We start from the raw sequence: 15,981 nt of genomic DNA, 5'->3' as shown, positions 1-15,981 counted from the left end.
ATCAGGACTGCAAAGGGGAAGTCTACTCGCTCGGGCGATAACGCGCGCGTTGTCCCTGGGCGAGTGACAGGACATAGCCGACAACCTTGGCCACGGCCTGGAAGTGTTCGGTGGGAATTTCCTCGTCAAGATCGGCCGTGGCGTGCAGCGCCCGGGCCAGCGGCGGGTCTTCGACAATGGGAACCGAGTTTTCCTCGGCGACCTCGCGAATGCGCAACGCGACCTCGTCAACACCCTTGGCGACACAGACCGGCGCCGGCGTCTCGCCCTGCACATAATAGAGCGCGATGGCGTAGTGGGTCGGGTTGGTGACCACGACCGTGGCGTCGGGCACCTTGGTCATCATGCGCCGCTGGGCGCGCTCATGGCGCAGCTGGCGAAGCTTGGCGCGAACCAGCGGATCGCCCTCGGACTGCTTCATCTCATCCTTGATCTCACGCCGCGACATCCGATTGCGCTTCATGAAGCTCTGGCGCTGGAAGATATAATCGAGCCCGGCGATCACGGCGTAGACCGTCAGGGCTGCGAGCAGCAGCTCGATCGCGCCCTGGCGCACCAGCACCAGCAGCGCCGAGATATCCAGCGTCGGCATGCCGGCCAGGATTTCGCGCTTGGGATAGATGACGATGAAGGCGGCCACACCGACCAACGCCATCTTGCCGACACCCTTGAGAAAATTGGCGACACCCTGCGGTCCGAAATTGCGCTTGAATCCCTCGATCGGATTGAGCTTGTCGAGTTTGGGCTGGATCTTCTCGGTCGTGAACAACAGGCCCTGTTGCACATAGTGACCGGCAAAGCCGGCGACGGCGAGCAAGGCGATCGGAAAGCCGACCACGGCGACGACCTGCCAAGCGACGCTCCGCATCAGCGTCATCATCGCGCCCGGCTCCAGCGCGAAGCGGTGGGGTTGTTCGAAGAAGACTTCCATATTCCCGGCCAGCGCGCGCGACATCAGCGGAAAGATGAAGCTCAACAAGGCCAGGCCCGCCGCCAGGATGAACCAGCCGGGAATTTCCTGCGACTTGGCGACATCGCCCTTCTTGCGCGCGTCATCCAGCCGCCGCTGGGTCGGTTCTTCGGTTTTCTGGCTGTCGTCTTCGCCTTCGGCCATCTGCGCTCAGCCCCTCAGTTCATGTCCGTGGCGAAGCGCTGCATGCGCTCCAGCCAGACCGCACTCATCGCGCCGAGCGAGATGGTGAGGATGAACAGGCCCACCATGATATTCGAAGGCATGGCGATAAAGAAGATCTGTGCTTGCGGCATCAGACGCGAGAGCACACCCAGGGCGAGATAGAAGAGCAAGCCATAGAGGATCAGCGGCGAGGCCAGCTGGACCCCGATGCGGAAGGCATCGGAGAAGGCCGACAATGCCCATTCGGCCGCGTCGGCCATTGACGGCATGACGCCCGGCTCGAACAGGGAGTAGGAGTTCACCGCCATTTGCAAAAGCATATGGTGCGTATTGGTCGCCAACAGAACGAGCAGGAAGGTCAGGTTCAGGAAGGTCGCGATCAAGGCCCCTTGCGAGCCCTGGGACGGATCGAAGGACTGGGCCATGGCCAGACCGGACTGCATGCCGATCACCTGTCCGGCGACAGCCGCCGTCGACACGAATATCCGCGCCACGGCACCAATCATCAGGCCGGTGATGACCTCGCTCATCACGATCCCGGCCATCGCCAGCGGCTGCGCCGGCATGGCCGGCAACGAGGGCGCGATGATCGGTCCCATGATCAGACACAGGAGAAGCGCGAAGGCGAGCCGGATGCGGACGGGAATCGAGGGTTCGCCAAAGCCCGGCAGCAGCATCAGGATCGCGCCAAGGCGGGCAAAGACCAGTCCGGCCGCATAAACCAGCGCGGGAAGTTCCGGGATCATGGATTGGCGATCCGGTCGAATATCATCGTCATGAAGCCGGCCATCAGCCCCCCCATCAGGGGCAAAAAGAGCAGCAGGGCAATGAAGATGGCGATGATCTTTGGGACGAAGACCAGCGTCATCTCCTGCACCTGGGTCAGGGCCTGAAACAGGGCGATGGTCACGCCGACAGCCAGGCCGACCAGCATGATCGGGGCCGCCATGGCGAGCATCAGCCAGATGGCCTCTCTTGCGAAATCAAGGACTTCAGGTCCGGTCACGGGTCTCGCCTCTGCACGTGCGGGGAGAATCGGTCTTACGGTTAATTATATTTACGCATGCCCTTGCGGCGTTAAGAAATAGTCAATTCTTGTAAACGGGGACACCCAATATGCGCATCCAAGCCCTGCTCGCCAGCGCGAGCGCCTTCGCCCTGCTGGCCGCCTGCACGCCTGCCGACGAAGCCGAAACCACGACCGCGGCCGGCTCCAGCCAGGTCGAGAACACCAGCACCGATACGACCGCAGCGAGCGAGCAGAGTGAAACCGAGCGCTTGTATGCCTGGTTCCAGCAAGAGTTCGAAAGCGAAATCGAGTTCTCGCCGATCGGCAAAACTTATCTCGGGATGATTGATGATCTCGATGCCTATGGCCGTTGGGACGATCCCAGCGAGGCGGCTTTCCGAGCCGGCCTGCAACGCTCGGCCGACCGGCAACGCTACATGCGCGAGAATTTCGACTATGACGCCCTGACGCCGGAAGCCCAGGTCACCTGGCGTTTCTCCGAATTCATCCACGAGAACAATGCCCAGCAGTCCGAATTCTGGGACCACAACTATGTGTTCTCGTCCTTCTTCGGACCGCATACCGGCCTGGCTTCGACGCTGATCGGCTATCACCGGATCGACAATCTCGAGCACGCCGAGGCCTATCTCAGTCGTCTGGAAACAGTGGGCGATGTGCTCAATGTCTACACGCAGCAGGCCGATGACCGGGCGCAGGCGGGGGTGATCGCTCCGGCTTTCGCCTATCCCATCATCATCGGAGCGGCCGAGCGCTTCATCACCGGCGCCCCGTTCGACGATAGCGGCGAGGATTCGCCGCTCTGGGGCGATATCCAGACCAAGCTGGCCGGGATCGACATTGACGACGACACCCGCCAAGCCCTGCTCGACCGCGCCGAAACGGCCCTGCTGACCAGCGTCGGACCGGCCTATGATCATCTGATTGCGACAATGCAGGCCCATGGCGAATTGGCCGGCGAAGCGAATAACGGCGCCTGGGCCCTGCCGGACGGCGAGGCTTTTTATCGCAGCCAGCTGATGAACTACACCACCCGCACGGACATGACGGCGGACCAGATCCACCAGACCGGTCTGGACGAGGTCGAACGCATCCATGGCGAGATGCGCCAGATCATGGAGACGGTCGGTTTTGAAGGCTCGCTGCAGGACTTCTTCGAGCACCTGCGTACCAGCGACGAATTCTACTACGAAGACTCCGATGAGGGCCGCCAGCGCTACCTGTCCGAGTCCGCCGCGATGATCGATCAGATCAGCGAAGCCGCGCCGGAATTTTTCGGTCAGCTGCCCCGGGCAGAGCTCGAGGTCCGCGCGGTCGAGGACTACCGCATCACAACCGCGACCGGCGCCTTCTATGAATCCGGTTCGCTCGATGGAACTCGACCGGGCGCCTATTACGTCAATCTCGCCAATATGCGCGAAAATCCGACTTATTTGATGGAATCCCTCGCCTATCACGAAGGCGCACCGGGTCACCATTTCCAGTCCTCGCTGGCCCAGGAACTCGAGAACGCGCCGATGTTCCAGCGCCTGCAATGGTATTCCGCCTATGGCGAAGGCTGGGCGCTCTATGCCGAAAACCTCGGCAAGGACATGGGCTTCTTCACCGACCCCTATCAGGATTTTGGACGCCTCTCCTATGAGGTCTTCCGGGCGGCGCGCCTGGTCGTCGATACCGGCATCCACCACCTGCAATGGACCGAGCAGGAGGCGGCCGACTACATGCTGGCGACCACGCCGATGCCGGAAGGCGATATCGCCAACGAAGTTCGCCGCTACATGGTCTGGCCCGGCCAGGCGGTGTCCTACAAGGTCGGCATGCTCACCATTCTCGATCTGCGCCAGCGCGCCATGGACCAGCTGGGCGATGATTTCAGCTATGGCGAATTCCACGATATCGTGCTGACCAATGGCTCGATCCCGCTGACCTTGCTCGAGGAGCTGGTCGACGCCTGGATCGCCCACAAACTGGCCGAGTAGGCGCGCCTGACGCGCTTGTGGTTTGACAGGCCGGGCAGACGGCGGGCTATTCTGCCGCCGGCTCGTTTCATCAGCCGCCGCACCAAACTTGGTGCGGCGGCTGGATTGCTTTTGACGAGGGTCCGTCTGGTCTGGGAGAGAGACCGGGCGCACTCGGGGAGATCAACATGACCAAGCTTTCAACCTGGCTTGCCAGCGCATCCATGGCGGCCCTGATCGCCGCCTGCTCGCCGCAGGAACCCGGTAGCGACACTATGGCGAGCGAGACCGCTGCGCCCGCGACAACCAGCGAGACCACCACAGCCGCAACCGAGCAGACCGAGAGCGAACGCCTCTACGCCTGGTTTGCCGAGCTGTTCGAGGCCGATCTCGCCCGTTCGCCGCAACAACAAACGGGCCTTGGCCGGATTGACGACCTGGAGGCCTATGGCCGCTGGGATGATGTCAGCGATGCCGCGGCAGACGCTGCTCAGCAACGCCGGATCGAGCGTCTCGCCCACATGCGCGAGACCTTCGACTTTGACGCGCTGGACCGCGACGCGCGGGTCTCCTGGCGGGTCTTTGAATACCTGCAGGAAACCGGCATCCGCCAATATGAGTTTCGTGATCAGACCTATGTCTTCACCCAGATGTTCGGGCCGCATACCGGCATGCCGTCGACCCTGATCGGCCAACACCGGGTCGACACCGCCGATCATGCTGAGGCCTATATCTCGCGTCTTAACGGGATCGGACCGGTCTTCGACCTCCTCATCGCACGCGCCGACGGGCGCGCCGAGGCCGGCGTCATGCCGCCGCGCTTCGCCTTCGACTATCTGACCGGCAATACCCGGGCCGTGATCACCGGCGCGCCCTTCGACGACAGTGACACGGTCTCTCCCCTGCTGGCCGATTTCACGGCCAAGGTGAATGCGCTGGAGATCGATGATGAAGCCAAGGCCGACCTGATCGCCCGCGGCACAGCGGCCCTGACCGATGTCGTCGGTCCGGCCTATGAGCGTTTGATCGCCATGTTCGAGCGCCACGAACAGATGACAGATGACCGTGATGGCGCCTGGAAACTGCCGCGCGGTGACGCTTATTACGAAAGCCAGCTCGCCGCCTTCACCACCCTGCCCGACCTGTCGCCGCAGGAAGTGCATGATACCGGCCTGGCCGAGATCGAGCGCATCCATGGCGAGATGCGCGGCATCATGGATGAGGTCGGCTTCGAGGGTTCCTTGCAGGACTTCTTCGAGTTCATGCGCACCGACGAGCAATTCTACTACCCGTCCACCGACGAAGGCCGCGCGCGCTACATCGCTGAAGTTTCAGACGTGTTCGACCGCGTTCGCGACGTGATCCCGGACTATTTCGACACCTTGCCGCAAGGCGAGATGGTGGTGCGTGAAGTCGAACCCTATCGCGCCGCCGGCTCGCCGACCGCTTTCTACAATACCGGCGCGCTCGATGGTTCGCGGCCCGGCATCTATTATGCCAACACCCTGAACATGCGGAACCTGCCGATCTACCAGATGGAGACGCTGGCCTATCACGAGGGCATTCCCGGCCACCATTTCCAGCTGACGCTGGCGCAGGAACAGGAAGGCACGCCGATGTTCCAGCGCTTCCTGTACCTGTCCGCCTTCGGGGAAGGCTGGGCGCTCTATGCCGAAAGCCTGGGCAAGGATATGGGGATGTTCACCGACCCCTACCAGGATTTCGGTCGCCTCGCCTACGAGCTCTGGCGCGCTGGCCGACTGGTCGTCGATACCGGCATCCATTCCCTGCAATGGAGCCGCCAGGACGCCATCGACTATCTCACCGAGAACACCTCTTTCACCGAGGAGGAGATCACCCGCGAGGTGGAGCGCTATATCGTCTGGCCGGGACAGGCGACCTCCTACAAGACCGGCCAGATGCGGATCCGGCAATTGCGCGACTTCGCCCAGGCCGAACTGGGCGACGCCTTTGACTATGGCGAATTCCATGATGTCGTGCTGACCAACGGGTCACTGCCACTCGCCGTGCTGACCGAGCTGATCAATGATTATGTCGATGATAACCGGGCCGAAACGGCCGAATAGAACTCAAGAGGGGTAATACAATGCGCATGTTCCACCTGGCCGCCGGCGTCTCCGCCCTGGCCCTGCTGACCGCCTGCAACGCGACCGAGGACGAGGCTGTCGTCGAGACGCCTGCCGAGACCGGCGCGGCCACCGAAATGGCCGGTGAAGACGCCACCACCGAGGTCGCGGAAGCCGCTGGCGAAGAGACCGAGTCCGACCGCCTCAATGCCTGGTTCCAGGAAGTCTTCGATCGCAATGTCGCGCGCTCGCCGATGACGCAGACCTTCCTCGGCATGAAGACGAATTACGACCAATGGTCTGACGCCTCGCCCGAGTTCGCCCTGGAAAGCTATGAGATCGGCCAGGCCGACCTGGCCCATATGCGCGAAACCTTCGACTTCGACGCGCTCGACGATAGCGCGCAACTCTCCTGGCGCCTGTTTGAATACAATGGCGAACGCGCCGCCGAAGGCCAGCGCTGGCTCGATCACGGCTACACCTTCACGCCGCGGTCCGGGCCGCACATGAATGCGGCCTCCTTCCTGATCAACAATCATCGCGTCGACACGGTCGAGGATGCGCAGGCCTATATCGGCCGCCTGCGCAATCTGCCGACCTATATGGACCAGAACATCGCCAATTCGCGCCGCTCGGCCGAACTCGGTGTGCTGACGCCGCTGTGGACCTATGAGCCGATGATCGCGACGGCCCGCAACATCATCACCGGCGCGCCGTTTGACGATGGCGATGCCAGCCCGATCCTCGCCGACTTCACCGGCAAGGTCGAAGCGCTGGGACTGGACGAGGCCGAGCAGGCCCGCCTGGTCAGTGAAGCCGAAGCCGCCCTCACCGAGGCTGTCGCGCCCGCCTATGAGCGGGTCATCGCCCTGTTCGAAGAACAGGCACAAATGGCCACTGATGATGACGGCGTGTGGAAGCATCCCGATGGCGGCGAGTTCTACAACTATCTGCTCAACGGCTATACGACGATGGATCTCTCGGCCGAAGAGATCCACCAGCTCGGCGTCGCCGAGGTGGCCCGCATCCATGACGAGATGCGCGGCATCATGGAACAGGTCGGCTATGAGGGTTCGCTGCAGGACTTCTTCGAATTCATGCGCACCGACGAGCAGTTCTACTACCCCAATACGGATGAGGGCCGGGCCGATTATCTCGCCGACGCGACCGCGCTGATCGACACGATGACCGAGACGCTGCCGCAAATGTTCAACACCTTCCCGCGCGCCGAATTGGAGGTTCGCCGTGTTGAAATTTTCCGTCAGGACAGCGCCGGAAAGGCCTTCTACCAGCGTCCGGCGCCGAATGGCTCACGCCCCGGCGTCTACTATGCCAACCTGCGCGACATGTCGCTGATGCCGACCTATCAGATGGAAGCCCTCGCCTATCATGAAGGCAGCCCGGGCCATCACATGCAGCTGGCCATCATGCAGGAACTCGAAGGCGTGCCGGCCTTCCGCCGCTTTGGTGGCTACACCGCCTACACCGAGGGCTGGGGTCTCTACACCGAATACCTGCCGGTCGAATACGGCTTCTATTCCGACCCCTATTCCGACTTCGGTCGCCTTGCGATGGAGCTGTGGCGCGCCTGTCGCCTGGTCGTCGATACCGGCCTGCACTATCACCAATGGACGCGCCAGGAGGCGATCGACTATCTCACCGAAAACACGCCCAACCCGGTCGGCGACAATATTGCCGCCATCGACCGCTATATCGTCTATCCGGGCCAGGCGACGGCCTACAAGATCGGCATGCTGGAAATCCTGCGCCTGCGCGGCGTCGCCGAAGAGGCGCTGGGCGAAGCCTATGACATCCGCGATTTCCACGATGTCGTCCTGACCCAGGGCGCCATGCCGATGTCGGTGCTGGAAGAACGGGTGAATGCCTGGATCGAGGACGCGCAGGACTGACGCGAAACCTGATCTGACGGGATAAGGCCCCTGGCGCACAGCCGGGGGCCTTTTTCATGTGTTGCAATCACATGCCCTTTCGCTCCGCACGCTTTCACGCCGGAGAGATGGGAGGAGAACGGGATGTCGGCCAATGCCGATAACCGGTTTGATTTGAAAAACGTGACATCGCCGACATCCCGTTCGCGGAGTTTTCCCGGACCGTCTCCGGACCGATTCCAATGCGTCAGGTAGATGGGGTCGGTCGTTTAGTGCCCCGCGACCTGACCGCACGCCCTGCCGGAGTTTCGGGTTGTCACCCCCGAGACGCGGACAGGCTCCGCAAGTTTCCGGGCGCAAGTGACAGGGCCCGCGCCTCCCGTCCCGAAAACCGAGGGTATTATCGGGCATGGCCGAGGGGGTGCGGATAAGTTTTGTGATTATTTCCACCCCACACACCGTCATCCCGGCGCACGCCGGGACCCAGTCTGCGACGCAAGCTGTTGCCAAACTTGGTGAAATCGGGCCTGCGAGGCTGGGTCCTGACTTTCGTCAGGATGACGGTTTTTGAGGCGCAGGGCGGGGATAAGCGGCGCGTTTCTCCGCCTTGCCTCCACAGCCCCCGCAAATCCAAACACATTTTTCCCGGCCGGAGCCCCGCAAAAGCGGGGCGGAGAGCCGGGACCGACGAAACCCTCCGGCAAGCGATGCGGTTCCCGTCAATCCCGGATGGCGCTGTGCGCCTCCGGGAAAAATATAGGGTGGTGCGACCTTGCCCCCCAACGCCCCACCCAGACACGAAAAAGCCCCGGCCTGGACCGGGGCTTTTCAGCATTGCGACAAGGCCTTGCCGTCAGATCGGCATGCGCAGGATTTCCTGGTAGGCCTTCACGACCTCATCGCGCACGGCGACGACGGTTTCCAGCGATATTTCGGCCGCCGAAACGGCGGTGACGACATCGATCAGCTCGGCTTCGCCGGCGGCACCGGCGGCCGTCATCTGCTCGGCCGCGCCCAGCGACTGGCTGGTGTCCGCGATGGCGGTTGAGACCAGTGAGCCAAAATCAATGCCGGCGCCGGACGCAGCAGCGTCCTGGCCCGACCCCATCGCCGATTGCTGGGCGGTGCGGATTGCGGCCTGATAGGCCTGTACGGCGGAAAGATCAGCGGCCATGGACTTTGTCCTTCATCCTGGTTCTGGCGTGCGCGTGTGCTGTTCTAGCGGCGCAGGAGATCAAGCGCCCGCTCCTGCATGCGGCGGGCGTTCTCGATCATGTTGAGATTGGCTTCGTACGTCCGCATCGCTTCGCGCATATCCATCATCTCCACCAGCGTCTGCACGTTGGAGTATTGGACATAGCCTTCGGCATTGGCGGCCGGGTGACCGGGATCATATTCCAGCGTGAATTCACTCTGGTCATGCGCCACATCGGTCATGCGCACGGCATTGAGGCCGGTGGCACGGTCAAGTTCGGCCTCGAACACGGGCACCTGGCGACGATAGGGGTCGCCACCCGGCTCGCGGGCGGTGGAATCGGCGTTGGCGATATTCTCCGAGATGATCCGCATCCGGGCGGCTTGCGCCCGCATGCCGAAAGCGGAAATCTGCATCGCGTCTGAGGCATTACCCATCGGTCACTCCTATCGGCCCGGCGCACGGATTGCCGTGCGCAGCAAGCCAAGGCTTTTCTGGTAAAGGGTCAGCGCGCTCTCATAGCGCATCCGGTTTTCCTGGGCCCGGACCATCTGTTCTTCGAGTACGACCGAATTCCCGTTCACTGTCGTTTCGGAGTCCGGACTGTCGACCGGCTCCCAGTTTTCCGAGGCACCCGCGCCCGTGCTCGAGGCCGGGATGTGGCCGGCATTCGTCGTGGTCAGCCCGACGGCTCCACGCGGCGCTGACGACCCGCCGCTCATCTGCGAGCGCAGCGCCGCATGAAAGTCGGACTCGTCCAGGTCCCGCGGCGTGTAGCCCGGCGTATTCGCGTTCGCGATGTTTTCCGCGATCACCTGTTGGCGATCCGCGTGAAAACTCATCGATTGTCGAAGCAGCGCCAGGACCGGCACGTCATCGGGTCGCATGCGCGAATCCCCTTTCTCGGTTATGAATGAAGGTGGTCGCGCACGGTTAACGCCGACTTAACCGCAGCACCCCAGACCATGGTTATTGTTTATGAGGCCGCGCCGCGATGTCCGATATCGTCAACTGGACCAGCTACCTGTTCGCGATCGCCATTCTGGTGGTCCTGCTGGGTGGCCTCGGCCTGTTCGGCTATGCCGTCCAGAAGGGTTGGCTGTTGCAGCAGATGACCGGCTTGCGCCAATTGGGCGGTCAGGTCCGACGCCTGAAAGTCCGTGAAACCCTGGTCATTGATCCACGCCGGCGACTGGTCATTCTCCAGGCCGACGATCAGGAGCATATCGTGTTGATGGGGGCGGAACGGGAAACGGTGTTGTCGACCGGCCCCGCCAAGCCGGAACCTCTCAAGATGGAGCGGCCCGCATGAGTGCCCGCAAAGGCTTCTGGACCTGCCTCAGCCTGTTCCTGCTCGGCCTGATCACGCTGGCCGGTTTCCAGGCCGACGCCCAGACCGTCACCATCGACGCGGGGCAGGAAGGCGCTCTGACCGAACGCGTGCTGCAGCTCATTGCCTTGCTGACCGTCCTGTCGATCGCGCCCTCGATCGTCATCATGACGACCAGTTTTGTCCGCATCATCGTGGTGCTGTCGCTGCTGCGGACCGGGCTCGGCCTGCAACAAAGTCCGCCCAATGCCGTTCTGGTGTCACTGGCCATCTTCCTGACCGGCTTCATCATGGCGCCGGTGTTCACCGAGTCCTACGAACAAGGCATCCAGCCGCTGCTGGAGGAAGAGATCGAGCTGACCGAGGCCTTCGACCTGTCGACCGGGCCGTTGAAGACCTTCATGCTCAGCCATGTCCGCGAGGATGATCTCGCCCTCTTCATCGACATGTCCCAGCAGGCCGTCCCGGAGACGCCGGAAGAGACCTCCTTCTGGATCGTCGCACCGGCCTTCATGATCTCCGAACTGCGCCGCGCCTTCGAGATCGGCTTCCTGCTCTTCATCCCCTTCCTGATCATCGACCTCGTCGTGGCCTCGATCCTGATGTCGATGGGCATGATGATGCTGCCCCCTATCGTGATCTCCCTGCCCTTCAAGCTGATTTTTTTCGTGCTTGTGGACGGCTGGCGACTGGTGACCGGATCGCTGGTGCAGAGTTTCGGGACGTTGAATTGACCGCTTGCCATCAATCGTCTCAACTTGTTGTTGAGCAACGAAGATCAAGCGCACCATGCTAGTTCACAACGCACCGAGATTGATCGCGCTGGTCATCCTGATCGGACAATTGCTTTATACGGGTTACTGGTGGGGTGCGGAACTCCTGATACGGACGACCAGCGCCAGTCATGCCTGGTTCTCACCCGAAATGATCCAGTTCGTTCAATCCGTCGGGATTGTTCAGCAAGTTTCGTTCTACACGGCCGTTTTGTTGACGCTCGGAACTTTGGTTTTGCTGATCCGGCGCAACCGGCAATACCTGCCAACCTATGCTGTGGCGGTAGTGCTTTACAAAATAGACTGGATCGTTGCCGGACTGGATGGCTTCAGCTTCATAGATGTGAATGGATTGATATCCTTGATCTTTGAAGCTATTTGCCTGCTCCAGCTGATCTACCTGTTTTGGCACGATCGACCTGCCGTATCGCGGGATTGACCTAGCTCGGCCCGCCACCATTCACGAAACGCGCCCGGAAGGGTTCCATGAAGGCGTCCAGCGTGTCGATCGAGGCGATGCGGGACGCCATGTCGGTGAAGCGAACATTGCCCGGCGTGGCATCGTCATTGGTCAAAAGGCGGAAGGCGGCGGCGTGGTCGGTCTCGGCCATGGCTTCGCCATAACGCTCGCCGAGACGGACGGCGCTGGTGGCGTCGCGCGCCAGGCTGTAGGCGATGGCGGCCCGCAGGAGATCGTCTTCCTCGGTCGGCACCAGCGGGCTGGGGTCGTTGAAACGCGTATCCAGAATGCCTTCCAGACGCCGGCCAGCATTGCCCCAGTCGCGCTCGTTCCATGCCACATCAGCGCGCAGCCGGTTGGCGGCGTCGGACCGGTCGGACGCGATCAGCTCAAGCGCTTGATCCGATCGCCCCAGCTCAGACAGGGCACGAGCCTCAAGAAGATAGCGCTCATCGACCAGCTCTTCGGGAAGGCCGGCAATGCGCGAACGCCGGATCGTGTTGAGGGCGTCCTCATAGCGACGGTCCATCAGGTAGACGATGGCGAGATCCGTCGCGACACGGGCGCGGGCCAGCGGTTCACGCAGGCGATTGTCGACCTGGTGCTGCAGGAGTTCCGATGCCGGGTCGAGCAGGTCAAAGGCGATCAGACGGTCGGCGAGGCGACGGATCATGCGGTCGCCATCCGCACCGATCGGTGCCAGGTGCTGGTATTGATAGAAGATCGCGACCGCTTCGACCGGGTCCATGCGATCCGCCTCGCCGTCCAGGAAAAGACGGCGGAAGATCGACACCATGTCCTCACCGATCCGGCGACCGGCCTCGGTGCCCGGGAAGCGGGCCTGAGCCGTCGCCATGGTTTCCAGTCCGCCGGCGAAATCACCGGCCTGGACGTAGAGTTCACCCAACGTGCGGACGGTTTCCAGCTCGATCGTGTCGCCGCGCCAGCGAAAGCGCAGGTTTTCCAGGCTCTCAATGGCTTCGTCGCGGCTGAGCCGACCGTCGGCCAGCTGCAGGCGGTAAAGGTCAAACAGGGCGCGGGCCTCAGCCTCGGGGTCACCCGAGGCCGCCAGATCGGTCAGCCGCTCGATGGCGTCATCAAGATCACCGCGGGCCTCGGACAGGCGGGCGGCGACATAATTGGCGTCGAGCTGGGTATGTCGGTCCGGCTCGCCGGACTCGACATCATAGAGATGGCTCTGGGCCGCCGCCGTGTCGCCCAGCTCGAGCGCCGTCAACGCCTGGGCCACATTGAACCGTGCCTGCCATTCCGGCTGGTAGTAATAGATTGTCGAGGCGCCCGTGTTGAAACGCCGGCGGGCATCCGCCCAGCGCTCCTCCTCGACCGCGATCATGGCGCGCCACAGATCGGCAGCCACGTCCTGGGCCAGGCCGGCATGGGCGAGGAAGGTCTCGGCATCGTCGAGCCGGTGCATCCGGTAGCTGGCAACGCCTTGCAGGGCGCGGACATGCGGATCATTGACGAGCTCGGGTTCGGCATCCAGTGCCAGCTCGACCATGCCCAGCGCTTCCGGCGCCAGATCGCGTGCCAACAGGAAACGGGCCAGGGCAAGCTGCCCGTCCGTGCCGTCTTCCAGGGCCGCGCGGCGCAGGCGTGCCGACCATTCATCGGGGAAGGTACCGGCGCCGCGCCAGGCGTCGAAATACATCAGCGCCGGCGAGGAAATATTGGACAGGACGGAACCGTCGGCGGCATTGCGGCCTGCGGTCGCCGTCGGCGTCAGGTCGAGCCCGCTGGGCCGGCTGATAGCGACACCGGCGCCGATCAACTCGATCTCGATATCCTCGGCAATGGCCTGCACGGCGCCGCCCTGGGCGCTTGGCAGCAAGGCCCCGCCAACAAAATCCCGGCGCGCGGTCAGGCCCTGGACGGGCCCCATCGCCGTGATCACACCAATGCGGTCACCGACAACAGGATCATCGACCCAGCGGATCGCATTCGCACTGGCCATGTCCATCAGTATCCGGCCCGGCCGGTCGCGACGGGCATCGCGGCGGACGATGATCGGACGGGGTGGCGAGGCGATGCGTTCGGAGAGGACGACTGTCCAGCGATTGCCGTCCAGACGGGCCTCGGCCTGGGAGGTCGATGGAGCGATTATGCGAGCGGCAACAAAGTCTTGGCCATTGATATCGGTATGACCGCTGACATGGCGACCATTGGTGCCGTCGAGTTCGCGGAGGTCGAGTTGGGCGGCGGTGTCGAAGACGACCCAAATGGCGTCTCCGCGGCGGAACACGGCCATGCCGAGGGGCGCTGCCCAGTCGAACTCGATGCGCAGGTCACCATTGAAATCAGACACTTCCGCTCGAACAACGCCGCCCTCGGGCACCGGGTTGGCGCCGGGCTCCGGGTTTTGCAACCGTGTCGGACCGGTCGGGGCTGCGTCCGTGATATTGGGGTTTTCCGCTTGATTGTCAGCGACTTGCACAGGCGCGGGCGTGGACGGCGTGCGCGTCGGTGCCGCGACGGTGCTTTCGTCGGTATCTTGGGGGGCATCTTGGTCGGCATCTTCGTCGGCGGTGGCGCGATTGATGGCCGCGGCATCCGACGCGTCGCCGAGTTCGGCCAGCAGGGTCGCCGCATCGACATAGGCGGGATCGGGCAGATCGATCACGACCCGGCCATCCTCACCCCAGGCGCGGACCTGGACACCCGGATCGACCACCAGGCCGAGCACGAATTCATCGCCTTCACGGCGCGTCGTGAGCCGGTTGAGAAAACGCGGCGGCGAACCGGAGACGCGGCTGAGATCGATCTCCGCCGGCGCGTCGAAACGAACCTCGGCGCTGTTGCCGGTCTGGCTCAGCTGGAACCCGACCTCGCGCGGCCACATGAGTTCAATGCGGGTATATTCGGTCGCCTGCCCGACCCTGTGACGGACCGGCAGGGCCTCGGCGGGCGGTGGCGGCGGTGGCGGCAGGGCGGCGCGCTCGGCGGCCAGCCGGGCCTCTTCGACCTCGCGGGCTTCGCGCGGCGAGACGATAGCGTCCGGACGTCTGCCACCGACCGGCACGAAATCAATCGCGATCTGGTCATAGCTGGCGGAGGTATAGGCATCGACCGTCTGGTTGAGGGCAATCCGCAGGGTTGCCCCGTCCGGATCAAGCCGGGCCCGGGCCGCCAGGCCGGACAAATCCCCGACCAAGCGCGACACATCGGCATCAAGCGGTTCACTGAGACGGGCAATCAGGACGGTATGTTCAACGCTGATATCGGCGGTCGGGAGATTGTCGCCAACGCTGTCCTCATAGTCGATCACAAGGCGCAGGGCATTATCGCCGCGCTCGACACTCAGCGTGGCCGGCGTCTGCGCCAGCGCGGTCGAGGCCAGGAGAAGCGGAACAAGGCTCCCGGCCAGACAGCCAATATGTCTAGCCGCCTTCGGCAATCCGCGCCTCCAGCTCGGCAACGGTTTCCGGCAGGTTGGACCGGCTCGCCATGCGCTCGGTCAGCGCGGCAGCCGCGCCCGTATTCATCTCGGCCAGGATGGCCCCGAAGACCCGTTGCGACATGCGCGAGGCGATCTGCAGCTGGGTTTCCATGTCGAGGGTCGCGATCCGCTCGGAGGCGTCACGCGGTTCCATCGCCGAATACCAGGCCACGATGACCGCCATGTCCTCGTCCTCGCGCTCGGAGAGTTCGCCGGCCAGGCTTTCGACCTGGGTGCGCAGCTCGTTGAGCTCGGTGATCTTGGTGTCGACGCGCTGTTCCATGGCCAGCATCAGCGCTTCACGGGTTTCCAGCTCACGTTCGCGCGCATCAAGCTCGGTCGAGCGCTCGCGCAGACGGTAGATGACGCGCTCTTCCTCGGCAGTGCGGACACCGCTGGCGATGCGCTCGGCGAAGGCGGCAGAGACGTCGGACGCGCTCGGTGTCGGCTCGATCGGCGCCTGCACGGCATGTTCGGCCGGCATGATCGGCGCGTCGGCCTGGGTCTCGTCTTCGTCCTCGGCCCCGCGGGTCACGGCGACGGCCGCCATGGCACTGCCCTGGGCTTCCCACCAATCGGCGGCGCCATTGGCGATCGACAGGGTTTTCAGGCCCAGCAGACCGCCCATCAGGACGGCGAGCACGGTGAGAAAGCGAAGGGGCTCGCGCATGGC

General features: G+C 63.2%; 14 protein-coding genes. 6 read left to right on the top strand and 8 right to left on the bottom strand.

The features are described 5' to 3' along the window. Window positions 1-22: 22 nt before the first annotated feature. From flhB to fliQ, 3 genes are read right to left on the bottom strand one after another with little or no spacing between them, the layout of a single operon-like run. Window positions 23-1,114 (bottom strand): flagellar biosynthesis protein FlhB, encoded by a 1,092-nt coding sequence (flhB, locus tag AWH62_RS10825; RefSeq protein ID WP_075190497.1) that lies wholly within the window; start codon window positions 1,112-1,114, stop codon window positions 23-25. A 14-nt stretch (window positions 1,115-1,128) separates the two neighbouring features. Then, window positions 1,129-1,881, bottom strand: coding sequence for a flagellar biosynthetic protein FliR (fliR, locus tag AWH62_RS10820; RefSeq protein WP_075190496.1), 753 nt, complete (start codon window positions 1,879-1,881; stop codon window positions 1,129-1,131). Beyond that, window positions 1,878-2,141, bottom strand: a complete 264-nt coding sequence (fliQ, locus tag AWH62_RS10815; protein WP_075190495.1) for a flagellar biosynthesis protein FliQ — start codon at window positions 2,139-2,141, stop codon at window positions 1,878-1,880. Before fliQ ends, fliR begins: the two co-directional genes overlap by 4 nt. A 110-nt stretch (window positions 2,142-2,251) precedes the next feature. On the opposite strand from fliQ, the gene AWH62_RS10810 reads away from it, so the two are divergent. From AWH62_RS10810 to AWH62_RS10800, 3 genes are all read left to right on the top strand, one after another. Next, window positions 2,252-4,141 (top strand): DUF885 family protein, encoded by a 1,890-nt coding sequence (locus AWH62_RS10810; protein ID WP_075190494.1) that lies wholly within the window; start codon window positions 2,252-2,254, stop codon window positions 4,139-4,141. A gap of 167 nt (window positions 4,142-4,308) precedes the next feature. Further along, the gene (locus AWH62_RS10805; RefSeq protein WP_075190493.1) at window positions 4,309-6,207 is read left to right on the top strand and encodes a DUF885 family protein; all 1,899 of its coding nucleotides are present in this window, start codon (window positions 4,309-4,311) and stop codon (window positions 6,205-6,207) included. A 20-nt stretch (window positions 6,208-6,227) separates the two neighbouring features. Continuing rightward, window positions 6,228-8,117 (top strand): DUF885 family protein, encoded by a 1,890-nt coding sequence (locus AWH62_RS10800; protein ID WP_075190492.1) that lies wholly within the window; start codon window positions 6,228-6,230, stop codon window positions 8,115-8,117. 832 nt (window positions 8,118-8,949) lie between these two features. On the opposite strand, the gene fliE is transcribed toward AWH62_RS10800, so the two are convergent. From fliE to flgB, 3 genes are read right to left on the bottom strand one after another with little or no spacing between them, the layout of a single operon-like run. After that, window positions 8,950-9,270 carry a flagellar hook-basal body complex protein FliE gene (fliE, locus tag AWH62_RS10795; protein ID WP_075190491.1) on the bottom strand — a complete coding sequence of 107 codons (321 nt, stop codon included), beginning with the start codon at window positions 9,268-9,270 and terminating at the stop codon, window positions 8,950-8,952. A gap of 44 nt (window positions 9,271-9,314) precedes the next feature. Beyond that, entirely contained in the window at window positions 9,315-9,728 is a 414-nt protein-coding gene (gene flgC / locus AWH62_RS10790; RefSeq protein ID WP_075190490.1) for a flagellar basal body rod protein FlgC, read from the bottom strand. A gap of 9 nt (window positions 9,729-9,737) precedes the next feature. Further along, window positions 9,738-10,178: a flagellar basal body rod protein FlgB gene (flgB, locus tag AWH62_RS10785; protein ID WP_075190489.1), complete on the bottom strand. Its 441-nt coding sequence runs from the start codon at window positions 10,176-10,178 to the stop codon at window positions 9,738-9,740. 107 nt (window positions 10,179-10,285) lie between these two features. On the opposite strand from flgB, the gene AWH62_RS10780 reads away from it, so the two are divergent. The 3 genes from AWH62_RS10780 to AWH62_RS10770 are packed head-to-tail and all read left to right on the top strand — an operon-like array spanning window position 10,286 to window position 11,833. After that, window positions 10,286-10,603 carry a flagellar biosynthetic protein FliO gene (locus AWH62_RS10780; protein ID WP_075190488.1) on the top strand — a complete coding sequence of 106 codons (318 nt, stop codon included), beginning with the start codon at window positions 10,286-10,288 and terminating at the stop codon, window positions 10,601-10,603. Then, window positions 10,600-11,355: a flagellar type III secretion system pore protein FliP gene (gene fliP, locus AWH62_RS10775; protein ID WP_075190487.1), complete on the top strand. Its 756-nt coding sequence runs from the start codon at window positions 10,600-10,602 to the stop codon at window positions 11,353-11,355. Before AWH62_RS10780 ends, fliP begins: the two co-directional genes overlap by 4 nt. 55 nt (window positions 11,356-11,410) lie before the next feature. Continuing rightward, window positions 11,411-11,833, top strand: coding sequence for a hypothetical protein (locus AWH62_RS10770; protein WP_075190486.1), 423 nt, complete (start codon window positions 11,411-11,413; stop codon window positions 11,831-11,833). A gap of 1 nt (window position 11,834) precedes the next feature. On the opposite strand, the gene AWH62_RS10765 is transcribed toward AWH62_RS10770, so the two are convergent. Both AWH62_RS10765 and AWH62_RS10760 read right to left on the bottom strand, forming a co-directional pair. Beyond that, a complete protein-coding gene (locus AWH62_RS10765; protein WP_075190485.1) occupies window positions 11,835-15,266 on the bottom strand; it encodes a lipopolysaccharide assembly protein LapB in 3,432 nt (1,143 codons plus the stop codon). Continuing rightward, window positions 15,250-15,978 (bottom strand): MotE family protein, encoded by a 729-nt coding sequence (locus tag AWH62_RS10760; protein ID WP_075190484.1) that lies wholly within the window; start codon window positions 15,976-15,978, stop codon window positions 15,250-15,252. The genes AWH62_RS10765 and AWH62_RS10760 overlap by 17 nt, the downstream gene beginning before the upstream one ends. Between the last annotated feature and the right edge of the window lie 3 nt (window positions 15,979-15,981).

This window comes from Maricaulis sp. W15 (genome assembly GCF_001924955.1).
GTDB lineage: Bacteria > Pseudomonadota > Alphaproteobacteria > Caulobacterales > Maricaulaceae > Maricaulis > Maricaulis maris.
The sequence above is the reverse complement of the archived record's forward strand: the minus strand, read 5'-3'. Positions and strand labels throughout refer to the sequence as shown.

What these genes read in the sequence shown, in the direction of transcription:
- flgC (WP_075190490.1), bottom strand. Translation starts at nt 9,728, where the DNA reads ATGGGTAATGCCTCAGACGCGATGCAGATTTCCGCTTTCGGCATGCGG.
- AWH62_RS10800 (WP_075190492.1), top strand. Translation starts at nt 6,228, where the DNA reads ATGCGCATGTTCCACCTGGCCGCCGGCGTCTCCGCCCTGGCCCTGCTG.
- fliE (WP_075190491.1), bottom strand. Translation starts at nt 9,270, where the DNA reads ATGGCCGCTGATCTTTCCGCCGTACAGGCCTATCAGGCCGCAATCCGC.
- AWH62_RS10780 (WP_075190488.1), top strand. Translation starts at nt 10,286, where the DNA reads ATGTCCGATATCGTCAACTGGACCAGCTACCTGTTCGCGATCGCCATT.
- AWH62_RS10810 (WP_075190494.1), top strand. Translation starts at nt 2,252, where the DNA reads ATGCGCATCCAAGCCCTGCTCGCCAGCGCGAGCGCCTTCGCCCTGCTG.
- flhB (WP_075190497.1), bottom strand. Translation starts at nt 1,114, where the DNA reads ATGGCCGAAGGCGAAGACGACAGCCAGAAAACCGAAGAACCGACCCAG.
- flgB (WP_075190489.1), bottom strand. Translation starts at nt 10,178, where the DNA reads ATGCGACCCGATGACGTGCCGGTCCTGGCGCTGCTTCGACAATCGATG.
- AWH62_RS10805 (WP_075190493.1), top strand. Translation starts at nt 4,309, where the DNA reads ATGACCAAGCTTTCAACCTGGCTTGCCAGCGCATCCATGGCGGCCCTG.
- AWH62_RS10770 (WP_075190486.1), top strand. Translation starts at nt 11,411, where the DNA reads ATGCTAGTTCACAACGCACCGAGATTGATCGCGCTGGTCATCCTGATC.
- fliR (WP_075190496.1), bottom strand. Translation starts at nt 1,881, where the DNA reads ATGATCCCGGAACTTCCCGCGCTGGTTTATGCGGCCGGACTGGTCTTT.
- AWH62_RS10760 (WP_075190484.1), bottom strand. Translation starts at nt 15,978, where the DNA reads ATGCGCGAGCCCCTTCGCTTTCTCACCGTGCTCGCCGTCCTGATGGGC.
- fliP (WP_075190487.1), top strand. Translation starts at nt 10,600, where the DNA reads ATGAGTGCCCGCAAAGGCTTCTGGACCTGCCTCAGCCTGTTCCTGCTC.